The following is a 17,774-nucleotide window of genomic DNA, read 5'->3' as shown; positions in this document are numbered from 1 at the left end:
GGTTATGCAGATCCCTTCTTGGTGAGGTTTTCGAGGCTGAACTGGGCGGCACCACCGAGGTAGGCGCCGCGCGTGTCACGCGCTGTCGGGGTAGGCACGTCACGGGTGGGTCTGCTTGTTGGCAGATCGGTTGAAAGGTCAGTGCCTGTGGGTCGTGTGGAGGTGTCTTTGCGCACGGCGGCCATCATGTTTTTCACCGCGGTATACGACACAGCACGCCTGGCGCCGTCGGTGGACACCAAACGCCGGCAGGCCTCCTCGAGGATTGGCTTGTTGGCGTGTTTGCCCATGTTGAGCACGTTGCGGCACGCTTGGTACACCTGGGCAGGGATCGCTTTGGTTTCGATGAGCTCAAAGATCACCTGGCGGGTGGCCGGCCCGATTTTGGCGGCTTCGCGCAGGAAGTACTCGCTTGTCCACAACCCCCGGGTGTCACCCATGTTCGCCGGGATGTGGTCGGTGTCGGTGACGTACACCCCGCGGACACGTGCGAGTTGGTGGGTGGCCACACGCTGCCCGGCGTCGAAGACGGCGAGGCTGTCACCGGTGATACGCACGTCCACGGTGCGGCCCACCAGTTGGTGCGGTACCGAGTAATGCACGTTGTGCACTCTGATGTGGAAATTGGGCGCGACTTTGGCGCGTTTCCATTCGGTGCGCTGCCACGGTGTTGTAGGCAGCGCGGTGAGCACGTCGCGTTCGAACTGATCGAACAATGCGCGCCTGCTCGTCGCATTGCCGCGAAACGGTTCGGCAGCGTTGATCCCATCGACCAGGGCGGTGATTTTTGCGTTGAGCTCGTCTATCCCGACGCACTGGTGGCCATCGAGTGCGTGGATGACGTTCTGGGTGACGATCTTGACTGCGGCTTCGACGCTGGCCTTGTCTTTGGGTCGTTTCGCGCGGGCCGGCAACGCGGCGGTGTTGTAGTGCTCCAAAAACTCCTCGTAGGTGGAGTTGACCCGGCGATTTTTATCCGCGGCACTGATCGCGTTCGAGGCTGTCGAGGCGTTATCTGGCACGATGACCTCGGCGACCCCGCCGAAGTACTCGAACGCGCGGATATGGGCTGCAAGCCACGCGTCCTGGCGCTCATCCGCGCACGCGCAGGCGAATACCATGCCCGAATACGGCAGCGAGGCGACAAAGATGCTGACCTGCAAGCCTTGCCCGCCGGTGGGGTCAAACAGCGGCATCTTCGTGCCTGCCCAGTCCACCTGCATCGTATGGCCTGGGGCATGGGTGATCCTGGCGGTCAGCCCGGCTGCATCAACGTGTTGAGCCACAAGCTGGCGAAACCGCTCGTAGCTGTAATACCGCTGGCCTGTGCCCGCAGACTGTGCGGTGTAGCGGCCCCACAGCACCTGCAAAGTCACCTTGTTGCGCCCGGTGCGCGCCTTGGCGACAGCGTCGAAATCGATCGGGACGAAATCCCCCTGAGCATGGCTGCGCCCGTCGACGAACCAGTCCGCCAGCTCATGATCAGCAACCCCACGAAGTTGCTCACGCGTTGTGATGTTGTGTTCCACCAGCGCACCGCGGGCTTTTTGCACAGTGGTGTGCGAGCACCGCAAACTCGAACAGATTTAGCGGACAGACCAACCTTTCAGCACTTGATCCATTACCGCCCGGTAGTCAGTCACAATCAGACTCCTCTGGTAACGCCGCGTGCCCTGAAGTCACGCGGTCACCAGAATCCTCCCCCGGACCGTTACTGGATGCTCACCAATGCGTTACTCAATACTCACCACGGTGTTACTAGACACGACCGCGCAACATTGCTGCCATCCGTCTGAATAAACCCGGCATGAGTCGCCAGAAATGTCTCCGCGTGCTGGGAACACTTGCACTGTCACGGCCGCGGCCGGAGATCACCGCGCGGGAAATCTTTCGACACCGCCAACAAACCGCACCTGCCGATCCATCACCTGGCGCTTATCCTTGATCTATCTGTGCGCCCACCCATGCAGCGCAGTCGAGTGAATATGAGTGGAGAAGTGTTCGGTGACGCACCCTAAGAAGACGAAGGAACAATGCATCGAACGCAGAAAGGACGGCTGCCAACCAGAAATGCTGCTGGCAGGTACCGCGAGCACGAGTGCCAATCCGGGTACAGTGACGGTGCTAGTCACTTGAAGTTAGTAGATGGGGGAAGATTCAATGAAGACTTTCGACGTTAAATGCGAGCTTTTCTACTACGTGTTCATCATCTACGGTGACTCCGCCTATCCAAACGACCTCGACTGGACTAAAAGCCAAGTACTTGCAACCGCCCCTGCCGCACTCGCGGTCGGCTGCCCCACAGATGATCCAATCAGTGCGAAATTCGACGCAACCTTCCACATCTCCGAAGACCATCATGACTGGGATGACGCATTTTTCGCCCACGCAATCGAGGTGGACGAGAAAGGATTCGAAGTCGTGGATGCAGTCAGCACGACAACCGAATCCGACAAGGGAGTTGTCGGCCTGGTTTTCACCCTCCCCTGGAAAGGGGCAACCGCGTTCCAATTCCGCGCACCAAAAGGATTCACAGAAAACGGAGACGGCAACCCCGTCCCCGTCACAGTTGAAGTCCTAGTCACGCCCGCGCCCGCGAACTTCAACACCAAATTGGGACTTCAATGATTAGGCCAAATCATGGCCATCCGCAGAGGGTAGATGGCGCTCGGTAAAGGAAATATCAATGTCTGAAGTTGTTTGCACGTGGCGTCGCCCGCAAAAAGATCTCGACGCAACGGCCCACGAAGCAGCCTCGATCTTTGAAGCACTGCAGCAAGTTCATCCGACGTTTCACGAATGGTTCCACAAGGGCTACTCACGCGCCGAAGCAAATCGGATCTTTGACACTTCCGTCGACGCACTACGGGCCGAAGTCGAAAAAGGGCAGATCGGCTCTCCAAAACTAGGTTGTTCAATCGTCGCCTGGTCGCCAGCAAAACCAACACGGAGCATGCGGTTGAAACTCAACACCGCTCCAGAGTGGATAACGTGCAATACAGTCGATCTGCGTTTGCAATCTGCTCTCCCTGACGGGCCATTGCCATTCGAAGAAGACGTGTGCCTACAGCTACTGGAAAACTTAATCGACACCATCCGACCGGATCGTGCGATATGGACCTGCCGTGCTTGGAATTCGTCCCTCTCCAGCCCAGTGCTTGAGAAATCCGCAGGATGGCTCACCTATGTATCCCACCCCTTCGACACCGAACAACTACCGCAATCGGCCACACATCGCCCACTCGGCGACGGAACGATCATTGTTGCAGCCGAGGCACCCGAACTCGTAACAGTCGAAGACCTCGAAGTCATCCGCACCGCAACCGCACCAGCATAAAAACGTGCCCGGGGAGCACGCTTCCCTCGGGAGCCCTCTGGCGCACTCGCTGGGGGCAGTCAATGGACTGAAATCAGCCGCACCCTCGGACTTTGAGGGAGTTCATGCTCGGCCCCGCGAAGGTGCGCTAGTTCTCCTCCACCTTGGTCAACACGACTTCGCGCTCACCTTCGGCACCGCCAGCCATGTCCATTTGCGCGTCGTTCGGCACGAGCGTGATGGTGTCGCCGTCGTGAACATACTTCATCTCGTCAATCTCCGGATCGCCGGTGGCAACGTCGCCAGTCGCGCGGATGACCTCCTTATCACGGTCCACTTCGCAGTCCATCCGGGTATCCGCACCGAAGACACCGCTAATAGTCTGCTCGCAAGTCTCACCCTCGATCTTGAGCTTGTAGGTGACAATCATGTCTTCGCGGCTGTAGCCCATCTGCTCCAGCGCCTTCAGGGCCTCTTCTTCCTCCGGCGTGCTGGTCTCGGCGAGGTCGATGTCGGCTTGGTAGGTGCCGTCGAGGCTTTCGGTACCGCAGCCGACCAGAAGCGCGGACGTAGCGAGGAAGGTAGCGGCCAAAGTCGTGGTCTTGCGCATGGCAATCCTTTCAATCGGGCGTTCGGGCCGCAGATAAGTCTAGCTACCCCGGCGCCTACCACGCCGCGTGGCGGTGCCACGTGGAAAAATCCTCGGCCACCGTCGCCGCGAGCTGCTGGTACGCTTTCTTCGTCGTCGGGTGCAGGCGCTCCAAGTCCACCACTGCCCCCTCCGCGAGGTGCCGGTCGTAGGCAATCGCATGCACCGCCCGGGTCCTCGAGGCGAAGTGTTCCGCAAGCTTGGCGGTGTCAATCGTCGGCTTGCCCGGTGCAGACGAGGAGACCACCACAACGCAATTGGCCGCTAACCAGTCGTAGCCGTGCAGGTTCAACCGGTCCAGGGTCGCGGACGCCGACTGCGCACCATCCAGCGCTGGAGATGTCACCAGCACGAGCGCGTTCGCCAGATCCAACACACCCGCCATCGCCGAATGCATGAGTCCCGTGCCACAGTCGGTGAGGATGACGTTGTAGTGATGCTGGAGGATGTCAACGGATCGTCGCCGACGTCGGGCCAACCGCCCGCTGGGCCAAGGTCCCCAGGTCCGGGTTCGCATCGACGGCCACCACCCGGTCACCGCGAGTCTCGGCGAAGATCCCGCCGAGCGCCACCGTGGTCGTTGTCTTGCCCACGCCGCCTTTCAGACTCATCACCGCAATGCGGTAGTCGTCACGCAACGGCGTCCGAGTTCCTTCGCCGACCCACCAGGATTCACCCGGCCACCGCTCGCCGAGTGCACGAATTTCCGCCGCCCCCGCTTCGGCGGTGCCGCTACCGGATCCACCAAGTTCGATTGATCGAGCGCAGCCGGCCCCAAAAATCCCCATTTTTGTGTGCGGGCATCAGCCTAAATCATTCACTCCATGCTCGCAGTACAAGAACTTTTGCTTGTCGACGGCCGTGCCGTCCCGTGCTTCCCTACTTTCCCGTAACTTACCGTTGCGTAGGTTATAGTGATCAAGAAGTTTTTTCAGTGAAACTAAGCGCGTCGTGCGCGGTAAAGGAGACCCATGGGAGCGTTCGAGAGCAAGGCCTGGATCGAAAACTACGCGGAATGGACCGACCCGTACCCGGACCTTGGCAGCGACACCTTGGTCAGCATGTTCAACCAGATCGTCGCTAACTCGCCAAAGAACAAGGCGACCTGGTTCATGGGCAAAGAACTCACCTACGGAGAACTCAACGAGAAGGTGAGTAACGCTGCCGCCGCCCTCGTCGGCATTGGGGTCCGTTCAGGCGACCGAGTTGCCGTCGCGCTGCCGAACTGCCCGCAACATGTCATCGCTGTCACCGCGCTCCTGCGCATCGGCGCGACCGTCGTGGCACACAACCCGCTGTACACGTCCTACGAGCTCAAGAGCCAGTTTCTCGACCACGGCGCGAAGGTGGCCATCGTCTTCGACCGTGAGGCGGACACCTTCCTCAAACTGCGCGAGGACACGCCGCTGGAGACCATCATCACCGTCAACATGATCGATGAGATGCCGCTGCGCCTGCGCACGGTGCTGTCGATTCCGCTCCCGCCAATCGCCAAGAAGCGCGCCGAGCTCTCCAAACCGGCTCCGGGCACCATCGCCTGGAAAGACTTCCTCTCCGGCGCAAAGGGCAAGGTGCATGGGGCGAGCGTCACTCAGGACACCGTCGCGTTCATCCTCTACACCTCGGGCACCACCGGTGAACCCAAGGGCGCACCGCTTACCCACCGCAACATCGTCGCCGTCTTGAAGGGCTGTCTGGAGTGGGTGGAAAAGTGGGGCGGCGATGTGGAAGAAAAGGTGCTTGCCGTCCTCCCGCTGTTCCACGTCTACGGCCTTGCACTGAACTACGGACTTCCGCTGACCATCGGTGCGCAGATCGTCCTTGTGCCCGCCCCACAGCCCGCGCTGTACCAGGAGGCAATCACCAAGACCCGCCCCACGGTTCTCCCGGGCGTGCCCACGCTGTACGAGCGCATCACCGACTGGGCTCTTGAAACCGGCGCTGACCTCTCCTCTATCCACTCCTCTGTCTCCGGTGCGGCGACCCTGCCCGCCGCAACCATCGAACGGTGGGAGCAGGTTACGGGCGGGCGCCTTGTCGAGGGCTATGGCCTCACCGAGACTGCGCCGATTCTGACAGTGAACCCCCTGAACGCCAATCGCCGCCCAGGTTATGTCGGCATGCCGTTTCCCAACACCGAGGTCCGCATCGCAAACCCGGACAACCCCGCCGAGACGATGCCCGACGGCGAAGCTGGTGAGGTGCTCGCGCGCGGGCCGCAGGTCTTCTCCGGCTACCTGAACAAGCCCGAAGCCAACGCCAGATCTTTCTACGAAGACTGGTTCCGCACCGGCGACATGGCCGTGATGGAACCCGACGGCTACGTCCGGTTGGTCGCCCGCATCAAGGAGATCATCATCACCGGCGGCTTCAACGTTTACCCGGACGAAGTCGAGGGGGTCATGCGCCAGCACCCGGATGTCACCGATATCGCAGTGGTTGGGCGCCCGCGTAACGACGGCTCGGAGGACGTCGTCGCCTGCGTCACCCTCCGCGACGGTGCCATCCTGGACCCGGATGGGCTCAAAGATTTCGCGCGCCAGCGGCTCACCCGCTACAAGGTGCCGCGTACCTTCTACCACTTCGAGGAGCTTGAGCGGGACCAGACCGGCAAGATCCGCCGCCGCGAGGTGCGTGACGCGCTCGCGAAGGACCTTACGCAAGCGTAGGTTTCAGCGTTGTATGGCGTAGTGTGGGGCGCATGACTGCGCCCGACCCGAACGTGACCCAACCCTGGCTGGAGTACTACTCCGAGTGGACAAAACCGCCGCTGACCTACGGCGATCGCACCCTGCCGCAAATGTACGAGGAGAATCTCTCCCGCAATGCGAACAAGCCCGCAACGCGCTTCTTCGGCCGCTCACTGACCTACGCAGAGCTGGACAAAGACATACGCCGCGCGGCAGCCGGCCTGAAGGCCTTCGGCGTTCGCCCGGGCGACCGCGTCACCATCATGCTGCCAAACTGCCCGCAGCACGTGGTCGCCTACTACGCAGTGCACATGCTTGGCGCCGTCGTGGTCGAGCACAACCCGCTCTACACCGCCAACGAGCTGCGCCCGCAGTTCAAGGACCACGCAGCCCGCATCGCCATCGTCTGGGACAAGACGGCAAGCACACTTGAACAGTTGCGCGGGGACACACCGCTGGAAACCCTCGTCAGCGTGAACATGACCAAGGCTATGCCGCGCCTGCAGCAACTCGCTCTGCGCATCCCGTTCGGCAAGCTGCGCGAGGCTCGCGAGGCCCTCACTGGACAGGCACGCAACACCGTTCCGTGGGAGGCGTTGATCAGCACCGCCATTGGCGGCGACGGTGATGACATCGCCGCCCCGGATTCCATCACCCCGGATTCCCCCGCGCTCATCCTCTACACCTCCGGCACGACCGGGGCGCCGAAGGGCGCGGTGCTCACCCACACCAACCTCATCGCGAACCCCGTGCAGGGCGCGGCGTGGGTCAAGGAACTGCAGACCGAGAACCAGCGCATGCTAGCTACCCTGCCGTTCTTCCACGCCTACGGTCTCGCCTTTTCGCTCACCCTGCCCGTACTCATCGGCTCGGAGCTCATCCTGCTTCCGTCGCCGCAAATGGACTTGGTGATGAAGGCGCTGAAGAACGACAACCCGACCTTCGTCCCTGGCGTGCCCACGCTGTTCGAGCGCATCGTCAGCACCGCGAAGGAGCAGAACGTCGACCTGTCGAAGGTGCAGATCGGCTTCTCCGGAGCCTCCTCGCTGCCGGCGAAGGTCATCGAGGACTGGGAGGACCTCACCGGCGGTTACCTCGTCGAGGGCTACGGCCTCACCGAGACTGGCCCGATCCTGATCGGCAACCCGCGCTCCGCGGATCGCCGCCCGGGCTACATCGGCATTCCGTTCCCGGACACCGAGATCCGCATCGTGAACCCCGAGAATCCGGACGAGCTCATGCCCTACGGCGAGGCAGGTGAGATCATCGCCCGCGGCCCGCAGGTCTTCGCCGGCTACCTCAACAACGACGAGGCCACCGAGAAGGCGTTCCACAACGGCTGGTTCCGCACCGGTGACATGGGCGTGATGGAAGAAGACGGCTTTATCAAGCTGGTCAGCCGCATCAAGGAGCTCATCATCACCGGCGGTTTCAACGTCTACCCGGCCGAGGTAGAGGACGTTATGCGCCGCCACCCGGATATCACCGAAGTCGCAGTCGTTGGCCGGCCCCGCGAGGACGGTTCCGAAGACGTCGTTGCCTGCGTCGTGCTCGAGGACGGTGCCGCCCTCGACCCAGACGGTCTCAAGGAATTCGCTCGCGAGAATCTCACTCGCTACAAGGTCCCGCGCACCTTCTACCACTTCGAGGAGCTCAACCGCGACCAGATGGGCAAGGTCCGCCGCCGCGAGGTCCGCGACTCCCTCCTCGCTCGCCTCGCCGAGCACTAAGCTTGAAGCATGATGCGCACGCAATTGAGCCCTGAATCCCGCGCCTCGAGGGAGCTCGTTCGTGCGCACCGCAGCGAGCTTGAGAAGCTTCTAGAGAAGTACCAAGCGCAGAATCCAAAGTTCTGCGGCTCCGTTGCGCGGGGGACCGCTGACAGCGAATCGGACATCGACATCATCGTGCAGATGGATCCTTCGCTAGGCAACGTATTGATGCGCGCTTCGGGACTCATGGAGGAGACTCGCAAACTACTGGGCCGCGACGATATTGACATTTTTCCGGAGCAGCTGCTCAAGCCCGAAGTAGCTCGATCCGTCCAGGAAGATGCGGTGGACGTGTGAGTAGGGATACGCCGAGTAGGGTGCGGGACGCGCTGGACGCGATTGAGAAGTGCTGTAACTATTCTCAGCTGGCGAAAACCGACCCAAGGCTCACTGCTATGGCAGAGGATGCCATCGAACGTAACCTTCAAGTACTTGGGGAGTCCTTAAACCATTTGCCAACGGAAGTTACTGATCAGTTCCCAGAAGTACCGTGGGCTCAGATTAGAGGCTTCCGAAACTTGTTGGTCCACCAGTACTTCATCATCGATACCTCAATCATCGAGGACATCGTTGCCAACCATTTGCCCCTATTAGAGGACGCGCTACGGCAGGTTGTTCAGCCCTAAAGCCACCCACACCGGCTCGGGGTGCAGCTCAACACCAAATTGCTTATCGACGCCCTCTTGGACCCGCCTCGCCAGAGCCACAATGTCGTCGGCGGTGGCGTGTCCACGGTTGGTCAGGGCGAGCGTGTGCTTCGTCGATAACCGTGCTGGAGCCTCTTCCCCCGGGAACCCCTTGGGGAAGCCGGCGCGCTCAATGAGCCACGCTGCCGAGAGCTTCTCCATTGCCTCTTTGGTGCCGTCACCGCCGGCAACCGCGAAGCGGGGCATGTTCTCCTCACCGACCTTGGCCTCGATCTCATCGGCCAAAGCGGTAGGCACGACAGGGTTGGTGAAGAACGATCCGGCCGACCAGGTGTCGTGGTCCGCCTCGTCGAGCACCATGCCCTTTGCCCGGCGCGTCTCCAGCACGGACTTGCGGGCCTCCGCCAGCGAGACCTGCTCGCCGCCAAGGTGGCGCAGTGGGATGGACAGCTCGGTCGGCGTGAGCTGAAGCTCGATTTCGAGCACGACGGCGCGGGAGGTGAACTTCAGGTTGGAGTAGCGGTACGCCAGATCCAGCGCAGAGGCGGGTACCCACTCGTCGGCGCCAGTCTCGCGGTTGTAAAGACGCACGCGGGTGAGCACGTCCGAGATCTCGGAGCCGTAGGCACCCACGTTCTGGACCGGGGTGGCACCGGCCGAACCGGGGATGCCTGAGAGCGCTTCGATGCCGCCAAGCCCGTGCTCAACGGCGAACACCACAACATCGTCCCAGGTGGTGCCTGCCGAGGCGCGCAACAGGCCGTCGACAAGCGAAATGCCCTCATTGCGCACGAGCACTGCCGTGAGGTCGAGGGGACCCTCCGCAACCACCAAGTTCGACCCTCCGCCGACGACGAGGAGTGGCTGGCGATCGGCGTCGAGCTGCGCGACGGTTGCGGCGAGTTCCTCGGCCGTGGTGCAGCTGGTGGTCTCGCGCGGGGTGCCGCCAACGCGCAGCGTGGTCAGGGAGGCGAATGATGAGTCTTGCACCTTCACCAAGGTAGTCTGTTGGGCATGACTGTACGTAGCGAAACCACCGTTACCATCAACCACCCTGCCGAGAAGGTCGCCGAGGCTTACGCCTCCGAGGCGTACTGGGCCCACATTGCGGAGACCCTCTCCCCCGAACCCGGCCAGCTACACGAGTTCACTGGCGACACGGCGACCCTGTTCGAGATTCTGCCGAAGTCGATCATGCCGGAGGCAGCGCAGGCACTGATCTCGCAGGACCTGAAGCTCAAGCGCGTGGTGAACATTGGCAAGCTTGCCGGCGGCTCGGCGACCCACACCTTCACCGGCGACGTGAAGGGCACCCCGGTGGACTTCTCCGGTGAAATCGCGCAGTCCTCCGACGGCGAGACCACTACCCTTACCTACGACAACGAGGTCAAGGTGGACATCCCGTTTATGGGTGCTGCACTGGAGCCGAAGGTGGCCGAGGCGCTTGAGGAGATTGTGTCGAACGAGGCCAAGCTCACCGAGCAGTGGATCTCTGACAACCTCTAGGTAATCGGTGTGCCGCACCACCACAATCTGCGTTCGCAGGCTGGCGCGGGAAGGCCGTACGGCGTAATCACCCGCGGTACGACCGGTTACAACCGCCTGCGGCGCTCAGACCGATGGACCCGCTTTCACCCGCGGGTCATTTCTCTTTTGCGGGGCGTTTCAGCACCGTTGGCTATCGACGTTGGCTACGGCGCCTCCCACACCACCACCGTGGAATGGGCGCGGTGGCTGCGCCAGGTCAACCCGGCTACCGAGGTGGTGGGATTGGAGATTGCCCCAGAGCGCGTACTCGATCCGCGCGACGGAGTGCGGTTCGAGCTTGGCGGGTTCGAGCTAGCCGGATACTCGCCGCATTTGGTGCGCGCGTTCAACGTGCTGCGGCAATACGACGTGGCAGAGGTTGCCGACGCCTGGGAAGCAGTGACGTCGCGGCTGGCGCCAAGGGGGCTCTTTGTTGAGGGCACCTGCGACGAGCTGGGAAGGCGCGCGGCGTGGGTGCTGCTGGATGCAAACGGGCCGCAAACGCTAACGCTGTCATGGGACCCCCACGACGTGGAAAAGCCGAGCGATATTGCAGAGCGCCTGCCCAAGGTGCTGATCCACCGTAACGTGCCCGGGGAGCGGATCCACGCGCTCCTGCAGGACGCGGATGCTGCATGGGCCGGAGCCGCCGGATGGGCACCGCACGGGCCGCGGGTGCGCTGGCGCGAGGCACACGCCGAGTTGGTTCGGCAGGGCTGGCCACTCGAGCCGCAACGGCGCAGGCTGCGCGACAATTCGCTCACGGTAGATTGGGAGGCCGTCGCCCCAACCGTACACTAGAGCGCATGCAAACCGTTTGGAAGGTCGTTGTCGGCGTGCTCGCCGCCCTGCTCGTGCTCCTGCTTCTCGCTGAGGCGGGTTTGCGAATGTACCTGGCAAATCAGATCACTGCAGGCTTTGCCCAGGACGCAAGTGCCACGGCGGCGGACACTGCGGAGCCGGATGTTTCCTTCGGCGCGCAGCCGGTCACCCTCGGACTGCTGAACGGCCGGCTTCCGCATGTGACGGTGAACGCCCCGTCGACCCTGCTTGTCAACGGCGATCAGATCACCGGCAACCCCGCCGCCACCGTCGACATGGACAACGTGAAGGTCAACGATGGCGAAGCGATCGCAGAGACCTTCACTATGACCACGGAGCTGCCAAACGACTTCCTGCGCGCGATGATCAATCAGGAGATCCAAGGCCAGATTGGCGAAAACCGTTGGCTCAACAACGTCATCACCGTCTCCGAGGTGAGCACCAACCCGGAGGCCGGCACGTTCACGATCGAGTTCACCTCCGGCGCAGCCGGCATCGAGCTGCGACCGTTGAATGAGAACGGCCAGCTCGCCTTCGAGGCCGCCAGCACGCAGCTATTCGGGTTCACCCTCCCCGACGAAGTCGCCGTCGCGCTGAGCGATGCCATGGCCGAAGGCATGCGCCAAGAAGTCACCGGGTCGCTGCAGGTGCGCGACATGACTGTCTTGCCGGGAGGGCTGCAGGTTGCCATGACCGGCAATAACGTCAACTTCGAGGAATTGCAGCAGGGCGCGCCCGCAACGCAGGCGCTGCCCGCCTACCAGCCGTAGTTGCCGCGCAGAATGTTGTTGATCTGCGGGCGGACATCAAAGAAGTAGATTCCCACCGCCACCGCGGCGAACCAGGCGATGAACGGCAGACGCAGCAGCAGCGCAATAGTCGACACCGCCAGGATCGCCACCCACGCCATCTTCGACTGTCGGCCGGCCGCCTCGAACGCGTCGGGGCGCGTCATTGCAGCCATCACCACGCCGGCGATACCGGCTACCCCGACCGCCAGAAACATCAACCACTGCGCGTACGCAGGGATGCTCGTGATCAGCCTGATCGTTTCCAGCGTGGTGGAATCCATGGGGTTTCAGCCGCCTACTTCTCGGTCTTCTCGGTGTCAGTCTCGACGATTTCACCGTCGATGATATCGGCCTGCGTCGCAGCCTCCGTATTCGGAGTGTCCGCGCCGGAGAACTGGGACTGCACGCGCTCCACCATCTGGTCGAAGCGGGCACGCAGATCGGCGACAACGTTGCCGTCCGCACTGCTATCCAGCTTGTCCAGCTGGTCATTGAAGGATGCGCGGATGTCCGCCACGGTGCTGCTCAGCTTTGCCTTGGAGTCCTCGGTGAACTGCAGGTCGCGCTCGCGCAGGGAGTTGAACACCTTCTCCGCCTCGTTGGTGAAGTTGGTGGCGATGGAACGCACCTCACCCTCGGTGGATGCAGCGTTCATGGTCTCGCGCGCGCTGTCTGTCGCGGTCTTGAAACGCTCCGGCAAATCCTCGGCGAACTTGCCAATCGCGGCGCCCAGTGCGGAACCGGCAGCGAGCAGTGCGTCGCCGGCCTCGCGCAGGTTCTGGCGGGCCTCCTTCGGCTCGGCCTCGGAGTTGGTTCCCGCCTCGGACTTCGGCGCGTCCACCGCATCCTCGTCGTAGTTGCCGGTCACGTCGTGCTTCGGGGTGTAATCGGACATTGCTGCCTCCTTAAAGTTAAAAGAACAGAAGTTGAGACACAGTGTAAATAACTAAGCCCGCCAGTGCACCGACGATCGTGCCGTTCAAGCGGATGAACTGCAGGTCTTTGCCCACCATGAGTTCGATTTTGTCCGCGGCCTCGTCGCCGTCCCACCGCTGAATCGTCTCGGCGATGATGCCCACGATCTGGTCGGCCCCGTTCTCCGCTGCAAAGAACACGGCCTTCTCCAGGTTTCGCTCGGCGGTCACGCGTACCTCAGGGTCGTCGACAAGCTTGCGGCCCCATTCAGCAATCGAAGCAGTTGCTTTGCGACGGATGGTGGAATCGGCGTCCAACGCGGCGTCGATAAGCGATTGCGAGAGTTGCTCCCACATGCCTGAAGCTGCGGAGACCACCGCATCCGAACCCATGATGTCCGCCTTGAGCTCCTCGACCCGTGTGATCATCTCACCGTCGAACTGGAGGTCTTGGGCGAACTTGTTGATGGTGCGGCGGATCGCGAGGCGCGCCTCGTGGTTCGGCCGAGTGTCCACCTCGCGCATGAAGTCGACGAGCTCGCGGTAGACGCGCTCGCCTACGAGATCCCTGGCGAACTGCGGGGCCCAGCGCGGCATCCGCTCATCGATAGCGGTGACGATGCTGTCCTCCATGTCACCGAGCTTCTTGCGGGCCCAGGCGATGATGTCATCGACGATGGGCTCGATCTTGCCGTCGGCGATGAAGCCTTCAAGCATGCGTCCGAGCGGCGGACCCCAGGTCGGTTGCCCTACTCGGTCGATGACTTGAGTGTTGATGAAGGCTTCGGCGTCTTTCGGGTCGATGCCTTCAACCATGCGGGCAGTGAACTTGCCTGCCTCTTCGCTCACGCGTGCGGCGTTGTCCGGCTGTGCCAGCCAGCCGCCGAGCCTCGCCGGAATCTCGGCCTGCATGGCCTTTTCTGTGATCGTTTGGGCGTTGAGGAAGTTCTCGCTGACGAATTCGCTCAGCGCATCCGCGACGTGATCCTTCTTTCGCGGAATGATTGCGGTGTGCGGGATCGGAATACCCATCGGGTGGCGGAACAGGGCGGTGACCGCGAACCAGTCCGCGAGACCGCCCACCATGCCGGCCTCTGCGGCTGCGCGCACGTAGCCCACCCACAATGGTGCGGTGCCCTTGGACTGCCACCAGGAGCAGGCGAGGAAGAGGACCGCCATGACACCGAGCAGGCTGGTGACAAAGATCTTATGGTTGCGCAGCGTTGCGCGGCGCTCAGCTTCGTTCGCCGGCGTTGGCATGGGGGGTCGGTGAGCCATGAGTCCGATTAAAGCAGGTGGGTCCAACAAGAAAAATCTCCCGGCCGCGCGCGCGGTGCGAGGCGGGGAGATTAACCGAAGCGGCGGGAAGCTAGTTCACGCGGCCAGTCTGCTTGCGGTAGTTCTTGTAGTCCTTGCGGCCGATGGACAGCAGGATAAATGCGAGCACCAGGGTGATGGCCATCTCGGCACCGCCGAGGATCATCAGGATCCGGGACGCATCCTCGGTCTGTGCACCCCAGCCAACAATGTGCGCACCAGCACCCCACACGAGGATGCCAAGGCCGAAGAGCGAGGCCAGGATCAGGCCCATGGAAACCCACGTGGTCTTGCGCGACAGGGAGGAGTGCGGGGCACCCAGGGAAACCGGGTCGTAGCCCTCAATGTAGGAGTCGTGGAGCTGGGTCTGGTAGCCCGGGAACGACTCCGACTGGATATCTGCAACCGCGTTCTGGGAAGCCATGGTGTATTCCTTCAGTTTCCTAGTGTGTCCTGGGATATTTCTCTCTACCGCAAACTATACGCTGCGCCGGGTTACGCGTCGCCGCCGCGGGTGGATGCGCGGAAGCGCTCCGCGTTGACCGCGCCGACGGCGTCGAGCGGGATGCCAGCCGGGCAAACGTCGGCGCACTCGCCGTAGAGCGAGCAGTGGCCGAAGTTGGTTTCCAGCTCGTCGACCATCTTGCGGGCACGGCGTGCGCGCTCCTGCTTGCCCAGCGGCAGCAGCTTGAGGTGCTTGAGCTTGGCGCCGGTGAACAGGTGCGCAGCACCGTTCGGGCAGGCGGCAACGCAGGCGCCGCAGCCGATGCAGGCCGCGTAGTCAAGCGCGAGCTCGGCATCGTGGTGGTTGACGTGCAGGGTGTCAGCGTCCGGCGCGGTACCGGCGTTGACGGAGACGTAGCCGCCCTGCTGCATCACGCGGTCGAGCGCAGAACGGTCAACGGCGAGGTCCTTGATCACCGGGAACGCGCCGGAACGGAACGGCTCGATCTTCAGCGTATCGCCGTCCTTGTAGTTGAACAGGCGCTGCAGGCACGCGGTGGTGTTCTGGCCAGCGCCGTGCGGGCGGCCGTTCACGGTCAGGCCACAGGTGCCGCAGATGCCCTCGCGGCAGTCGTGCGCAAAGGTGAACGGCTCCTTGCCAGCCTCGACGTAGGAGTTGTTGACGTGGTCGAGCAGCTCCAGAATCGACATCTGCTCCACGGCGTCATCGACCTGGACGGTCTCAAAGTGTCCGTCAGTATCGGGTCCGGCCTGACGCCAGATCTCAAGTGTCAGTTTCATTACTTGTAGTTCCTTGCCTGAAGCGGGATCGAATCGAAGTACAGGGGTTCTGCGTGGCGGATGAACTCGCCGTCTCCTGCCGGCTCCCACGCCGACACGAAGCACCAGTTCTCATCGTCGCGCTCTGCCTCACCGTCGTCGGTGAGGTGGTCGGTGCGGTAGTGAGCACCGCACGACTCGTCGCGGTCGAGGCCGTCGACACACATGAGCTCGCCCAGGTTGATGTAGTCGAGCAGTCGGATTGCCGCCTCGAGGGTCTGGTTCATGTCGTTCGGCGAACCCGGGATGTGCAGGTTGGTCCAGAATTCGTTGCGCAGCGCGCGGATCTTCTCGATGCCCTCCTGCAAGCCCTCCGGGGTACGGGCCACACCACAGTGCTCGTAGAGGATCTCGCCGAGCTTCTCGTGGTAGTACTCCGGGCCGTGCGGATCTGGACCGTCGATGCGCATCAAGCGCTCGATCATGTCCTGGGTGCGGGTGACTGCCTCGTGCACCTCCGGCGCCTCAAGCGGGAGCTGCTCCTCGCCGAGGTGGTTCGCCAGGAAGTTCGGGATGGTAAACGGCAGGGTGAACCAGCCGTCCACGGACGCGGACAGCAGCGAGTTCGCACCGAGACGGTTTGCGCCGTGGTAAGTCCAGGAGCACTCACCGGCAGCGAACAGACCGTCGATGGAGGTCATCTCATTGAAGTCGGTCCACAGGCCGCCCATGGTGAAGTGGACGGTCGGTGCAATACGCATCGGCGCCTTGTACGGGTCCTCACCAGTGGAGTCCTCGTACATCTCGAAGAGGTTGGAGTAGCGCTCGCGGATAGTGTCTTCACCGAGGCGCTCGATGGCGTCGGTGAAGTCCAGGTACGCGGAGTTCTTCAGCGGGCCCACGCCGTAGCCGGCGATGAGCTGCTGTGAGATTGCGCGGGAGGCCACGTCGCGGGGCACGAGGTTACCGAACGCCGGGTAGCGACGCTCCAGGAAGTAGTCGCGCTCCTCCTCCGGGATCTGCAGTGGGTCGCGGTCGTCGCCCTTTTCCTTCGGGGTCCAGATGCGGCCGTCGTTACGCAGCGACTCGGACATCAGCGTCGTCTTTGCCTGCCACTTGGCGTTGACCGGCAGGCCGGTCGGGTGGAACTGCACGAAGCACGGCGACGCCAGGTAGGCACCGCGCTCGTAGGCGCGCATCATTGCCGATGCGTTCGAGTTCTTCGCCAAAGTGGTCTTGTGGTACACGTTGCCGTACCCGCCGGTGGCGAGGATGACAGCGTGGCCGGTGAACGGGGTGATCTCACCGGTGATGAGGTTACGGGTGACGATGCCCTTGCAGCGCTTCTTCCCGTCCTCTTCCGTGACAATCAGGTCCATCAGGTCGTTGTGGGTGAAGATCTCAACGTTGCCCAGGTGGATCTGACGCTGCAGTGCCGACGCGGTGGACAGCTGCAGCTGCTGGCCTGTTTGGCCACGAGTGTAGTAGGTACGAGACACCTGAACACCACCGAAGGAACGGGTAGCCAAGGTGCCGCCGTACTCGCGTGCGAAAGGAGCGCCGATGGCGTTCATGTGGTCGATCACGCGCACGGACTCAATTGCCAGACGCCAGCAGTCGGACTCGCGGCAGCGGTAGTCGCCACCCTTCACGGTGTCCTTGGTGTGGCGGTAGGCGCCGTCGTTATCCACCTTCTTGCCGCGGGCGGAGTTGACGCCACCCTGCGCGGCGATGGAGTGCGCACGGCGCGGCGCGTCGTGGTAGGTGAAGGCCTTGACGTTGTAGCCCAGTTCGCCGAGTGCGGCAGCAGCTGCGCCGCCGGAGAGACCGGTGCCCACGACGATGACAGTGAACTTGCGGCGGTTGAGCGGCGACACCAGCTGCATGTGGTCCTTCTGCCACTCCCACATGTCGCGCATGCGAACCTCGTCGCGGTTCGGCTCTGCGCTGGCAAGGATCTCGCCTAGGGTCACGCCGGAAACAGCGGACTCAGGCTGACGGAATTCCGCCTTGACGCCGGCACCCTGGGAAGCGGTAGCTGCCTGCTGCTCAGCGCCGGAGGAACCCGTGTTTGGGTTAATAGAGGTAGTCATAATTTTTCTCCT

18 protein-coding genes and 1 pseudogene are annotated in these 17,774 nt (G+C 62.5%); 9 read left to right on the top strand and 10 right to left on the bottom strand.

The annotated features are described in order from the left end of the window. Window positions 1-2 precede the first annotated feature (2 nt). On the bottom strand, window positions 3-1,553 hold the full coding sequence (gene istA, locus CGLAUT_RS01120) for an IS21 family transposase (RefSeq protein WP_290185767.1): 1,551 nt from the start codon (window positions 1,551-1,553) through the stop codon (window positions 3-5). Window positions 1,554-2,160: 607 nt separating this feature from the next. Here istA and CGLAUT_RS01115 point away from each other — a divergent pair. Together CGLAUT_RS01115 and CGLAUT_RS01110 are read left to right on the top strand one after the other, a co-directional pair. Next, complete coding sequence (locus CGLAUT_RS01115; RefSeq protein WP_290185765.1) at window positions 2,161-2,628, top strand: hypothetical protein; 468 nt, start codon at window positions 2,161-2,163, stop codon at window positions 2,626-2,628. Window positions 2,629-2,686: 58 nt separating this feature from the next. After that, complete coding sequence (locus CGLAUT_RS01110) at window positions 2,687-3,337, top strand: hypothetical protein (RefSeq protein ID WP_157731222.1); 651 nt, start codon at window positions 2,687-2,689, stop codon at window positions 3,335-3,337. A gap of 127 nt (window positions 3,338-3,464) precedes the next feature. Here the strand turns inward: CGLAUT_RS01110 and CGLAUT_RS01105 are convergent, their stop codons facing one another. Together CGLAUT_RS01105 and CGLAUT_RS01100 are read right to left on the bottom strand one after the other, a co-directional pair. Next, window positions 3,465-3,926, bottom strand: coding sequence for a hypothetical protein (locus tag CGLAUT_RS01105; protein WP_095659103.1), 462 nt, complete (start codon window positions 3,924-3,926; stop codon window positions 3,465-3,467). A 55-nt stretch (window positions 3,927-3,981) separates the two neighbouring features. Beyond that, a pseudogene (locus CGLAUT_RS01100) lies at window positions 3,982-4,743 on the bottom strand (MinD/ParA family ATP-binding protein). A 193-nt stretch (window positions 4,744-4,936) separates the two neighbouring features. Here CGLAUT_RS01100 and CGLAUT_RS01095 point away from each other — a divergent pair. From CGLAUT_RS01095 to CGLAUT_RS01080, 4 genes are read left to right on the top strand one after another with little or no spacing between them, the layout of a single operon-like run. Continuing rightward, window positions 4,937-6,634 (top strand): long-chain-fatty-acid--CoA ligase, encoded by a 1,698-nt coding sequence (locus CGLAUT_RS01095; protein ID WP_095659102.1) that lies wholly within the window; start codon window positions 4,937-4,939, stop codon window positions 6,632-6,634. A 32-nt stretch (window positions 6,635-6,666) separates the two neighbouring features. After that, window positions 6,667-8,385 (top strand): long-chain-fatty-acid--CoA ligase, encoded by a 1,719-nt coding sequence (locus CGLAUT_RS01090; protein WP_095659101.1) that lies wholly within the window; start codon window positions 6,667-6,669, stop codon window positions 8,383-8,385. A 9-nt stretch (window positions 8,386-8,394) separates the two neighbouring features. Continuing rightward, window positions 8,395-8,724, top strand: coding sequence for a nucleotidyltransferase family protein (locus CGLAUT_RS01085; RefSeq protein ID WP_095659100.1), 330 nt, complete (start codon window positions 8,395-8,397; stop codon window positions 8,722-8,724). Beyond that, on the top strand, window positions 8,721-9,053 hold the full coding sequence (locus CGLAUT_RS01080) for a HepT-like ribonuclease domain-containing protein (RefSeq protein ID WP_095659099.1): 333 nt from the start codon (window positions 8,721-8,723) through the stop codon (window positions 9,051-9,053). Before CGLAUT_RS01085 ends, CGLAUT_RS01080 begins: the two co-directional genes overlap by 4 nt. Here the strand turns inward: CGLAUT_RS01080 and CGLAUT_RS01075 are convergent. Further along, window positions 9,030-10,073 (bottom strand): UDP-N-acetylmuramate dehydrogenase, encoded by a 1,044-nt coding sequence (locus tag CGLAUT_RS01075; RefSeq protein ID WP_290185757.1) that lies wholly within the window; start codon window positions 10,071-10,073, stop codon window positions 9,030-9,032. The two genes, CGLAUT_RS01080 and CGLAUT_RS01075, sit on opposite strands and share 24 nt — an antisense overlap. Window positions 10,074-10,088: 15 nt before the next feature. Here CGLAUT_RS01075 and CGLAUT_RS01070 point away from each other — a divergent pair, with 15 nt between their 5' ends. Genes CGLAUT_RS01070 through CGLAUT_RS01060 form a run of 3 tightly spaced genes read left to right on the top strand, consistent with a single transcriptional unit; the run spans window position 10,089 to window position 12,193 of the window. Next, window positions 10,089-10,580, top strand: coding sequence for a DUF2505 domain-containing protein (locus CGLAUT_RS01070; protein WP_290185755.1), 492 nt, complete (start codon window positions 10,089-10,091; stop codon window positions 10,578-10,580). A 9-nt stretch (window positions 10,581-10,589) separates the two neighbouring features. Then, on the top strand, window positions 10,590-11,402 hold the full coding sequence (locus tag CGLAUT_RS01065) for a class I SAM-dependent methyltransferase (RefSeq protein WP_290185753.1): 813 nt from the start codon (window positions 10,590-10,592) through the stop codon (window positions 11,400-11,402). Window positions 11,403-11,407: 5 nt separating this feature from the next. Further along, window positions 11,408-12,193 (top strand): LmeA family phospholipid-binding protein, encoded by a 786-nt coding sequence (locus CGLAUT_RS01060; RefSeq protein ID WP_290185751.1) that lies wholly within the window; start codon window positions 11,408-11,410, stop codon window positions 12,191-12,193. Here the strand turns inward: CGLAUT_RS01060 and CGLAUT_RS01055 are convergent. The 6 genes from CGLAUT_RS01055 to CGLAUT_RS01030 all read right to left on the bottom strand — a co-directional run bounded on the left by CGLAUT_RS01055 (window position 12,181) and on the right by CGLAUT_RS01030 (window position 17,762). Next, entirely contained in the window at window positions 12,181-12,495 is a 315-nt protein-coding gene (locus CGLAUT_RS01055; RefSeq protein ID WP_095659094.1) for a DUF2516 family protein, read from the bottom strand. The two genes, CGLAUT_RS01060 and CGLAUT_RS01055, sit on opposite strands and share 13 nt — an antisense overlap. 14 nt (window positions 12,496-12,509) lie before the next feature. Beyond that, complete coding sequence (locus CGLAUT_RS01050) at window positions 12,510-13,109, bottom strand: CGLAU_01105 family protein (protein ID WP_290185750.1); 600 nt, start codon at window positions 13,107-13,109, stop codon at window positions 12,510-12,512. Between the two features lie 16 nt (window positions 13,110-13,125). Next, entirely contained in the window at window positions 13,126-14,406 is a 1,281-nt protein-coding gene (locus CGLAUT_RS01045) for a DUF445 domain-containing protein (RefSeq protein WP_290185749.1), read from the bottom strand. Between the two features lie 91 nt (window positions 14,407-14,497). Further along, window positions 14,498-14,869: a hypothetical protein gene (locus CGLAUT_RS01040; protein WP_290185748.1), complete on the bottom strand. Its 372-nt coding sequence runs from the start codon at window positions 14,867-14,869 to the stop codon at window positions 14,498-14,500. Window positions 14,870-14,940: 71 nt separating this feature from the next. Next, window positions 14,941-15,690 (bottom strand): succinate dehydrogenase/fumarate reductase iron-sulfur subunit, encoded by a 750-nt coding sequence (locus tag CGLAUT_RS01035; RefSeq protein WP_095659090.1) that lies wholly within the window; start codon window positions 15,688-15,690, stop codon window positions 14,941-14,943. Further along, the gene (locus tag CGLAUT_RS01030) at window positions 15,690-17,762 is read right to left on the bottom strand and encodes a fumarate reductase/succinate dehydrogenase flavoprotein subunit (protein WP_095659089.1); all 2,073 of its coding nucleotides are present in this window, start codon (window positions 17,760-17,762) and stop codon (window positions 15,690-15,692) included. The genes CGLAUT_RS01035 and CGLAUT_RS01030 overlap by 1 nt, the downstream gene beginning before the upstream one ends. Between the last annotated feature and the right edge of the window lie 12 nt (window positions 17,763-17,774).

Source organism: Corynebacterium glaucum, assembly GCF_030408855.1.
Taxonomy (GTDB): domain Bacteria; phylum Actinomycetota; class Actinomycetes; order Mycobacteriales; family Mycobacteriaceae; genus Corynebacterium; species Corynebacterium glaucum.
This window is presented reverse-complemented; position numbering and strand designations above follow the sequence as displayed.

Excerpts from the sequence above, each read along its gene's own strand:
- CGLAUT_RS01085 (WP_095659100.1), top strand. The coding sequence starts at position 8,395 with ATGATGCGCACGCAATTGAGCCCTGAATCCCGCGCCTCGAGGGAGCTC.
- CGLAUT_RS01070 (WP_290185755.1), top strand. The coding sequence starts at position 10,089 with ATGACTGTACGTAGCGAAACCACCGTTACCATCAACCACCCTGCCGAG.
- CGLAUT_RS01045 (WP_290185749.1), bottom strand. The coding sequence starts at position 14,406 with ATGGCTCACCGACCCCCCATGCCAACGCCGGCGAACGAAGCTGAGCGC.
- CGLAUT_RS01090 (WP_095659101.1), top strand. The coding sequence starts at position 6,667 with ATGACTGCGCCCGACCCGAACGTGACCCAACCCTGGCTGGAGTACTAC.
- CGLAUT_RS01050 (WP_290185750.1), bottom strand. The coding sequence starts at position 13,109 with ATGTCCGATTACACCCCGAAGCACGACGTGACCGGCAACTACGACGAG.
- CGLAUT_RS01035 (WP_095659090.1), bottom strand. The coding sequence starts at position 15,690 with ATGAAACTGACACTTGAGATCTGGCGTCAGGCCGGACCCGATACTGAC.
- CGLAUT_RS01055 (WP_095659094.1), bottom strand. The coding sequence starts at position 12,495 with ATGGATTCCACCACGCTGGAAACGATCAGGCTGATCACGAGCATCCCT.
- CGLAUT_RS01110 (WP_157731222.1), top strand. The coding sequence starts at position 2,687 with ATGTCTGAAGTTGTTTGCACGTGGCGTCGCCCGCAAAAAGATCTCGAC.
- CGLAUT_RS01040 (WP_290185748.1), bottom strand. The coding sequence starts at position 14,869 with ATGGCTTCCCAGAACGCGGTTGCAGATATCCAGTCGGAGTCGTTCCCG.
- CGLAUT_RS01060 (WP_290185751.1), top strand. The coding sequence starts at position 11,408 with ATGCAAACCGTTTGGAAGGTCGTTGTCGGCGTGCTCGCCGCCCTGCTC.
- CGLAUT_RS01105 (WP_095659103.1), bottom strand. The coding sequence starts at position 3,926 with ATGCGCAAGACCACGACTTTGGCCGCTACCTTCCTCGCTACGTCCGCG.
- CGLAUT_RS01030 (WP_095659089.1), bottom strand. The coding sequence starts at position 17,762 with ATGACTACCTCTATTAACCCAAACACGGGTTCCTCCGGCGCTGAGCAG.
- CGLAUT_RS01095 (WP_095659102.1), top strand. The coding sequence starts at position 4,937 with ATGGGAGCGTTCGAGAGCAAGGCCTGGATCGAAAACTACGCGGAATGG.
- CGLAUT_RS01115 (WP_290185765.1), top strand. The coding sequence starts at position 2,161 with ATGAAGACTTTCGACGTTAAATGCGAGCTTTTCTACTACGTGTTCATC.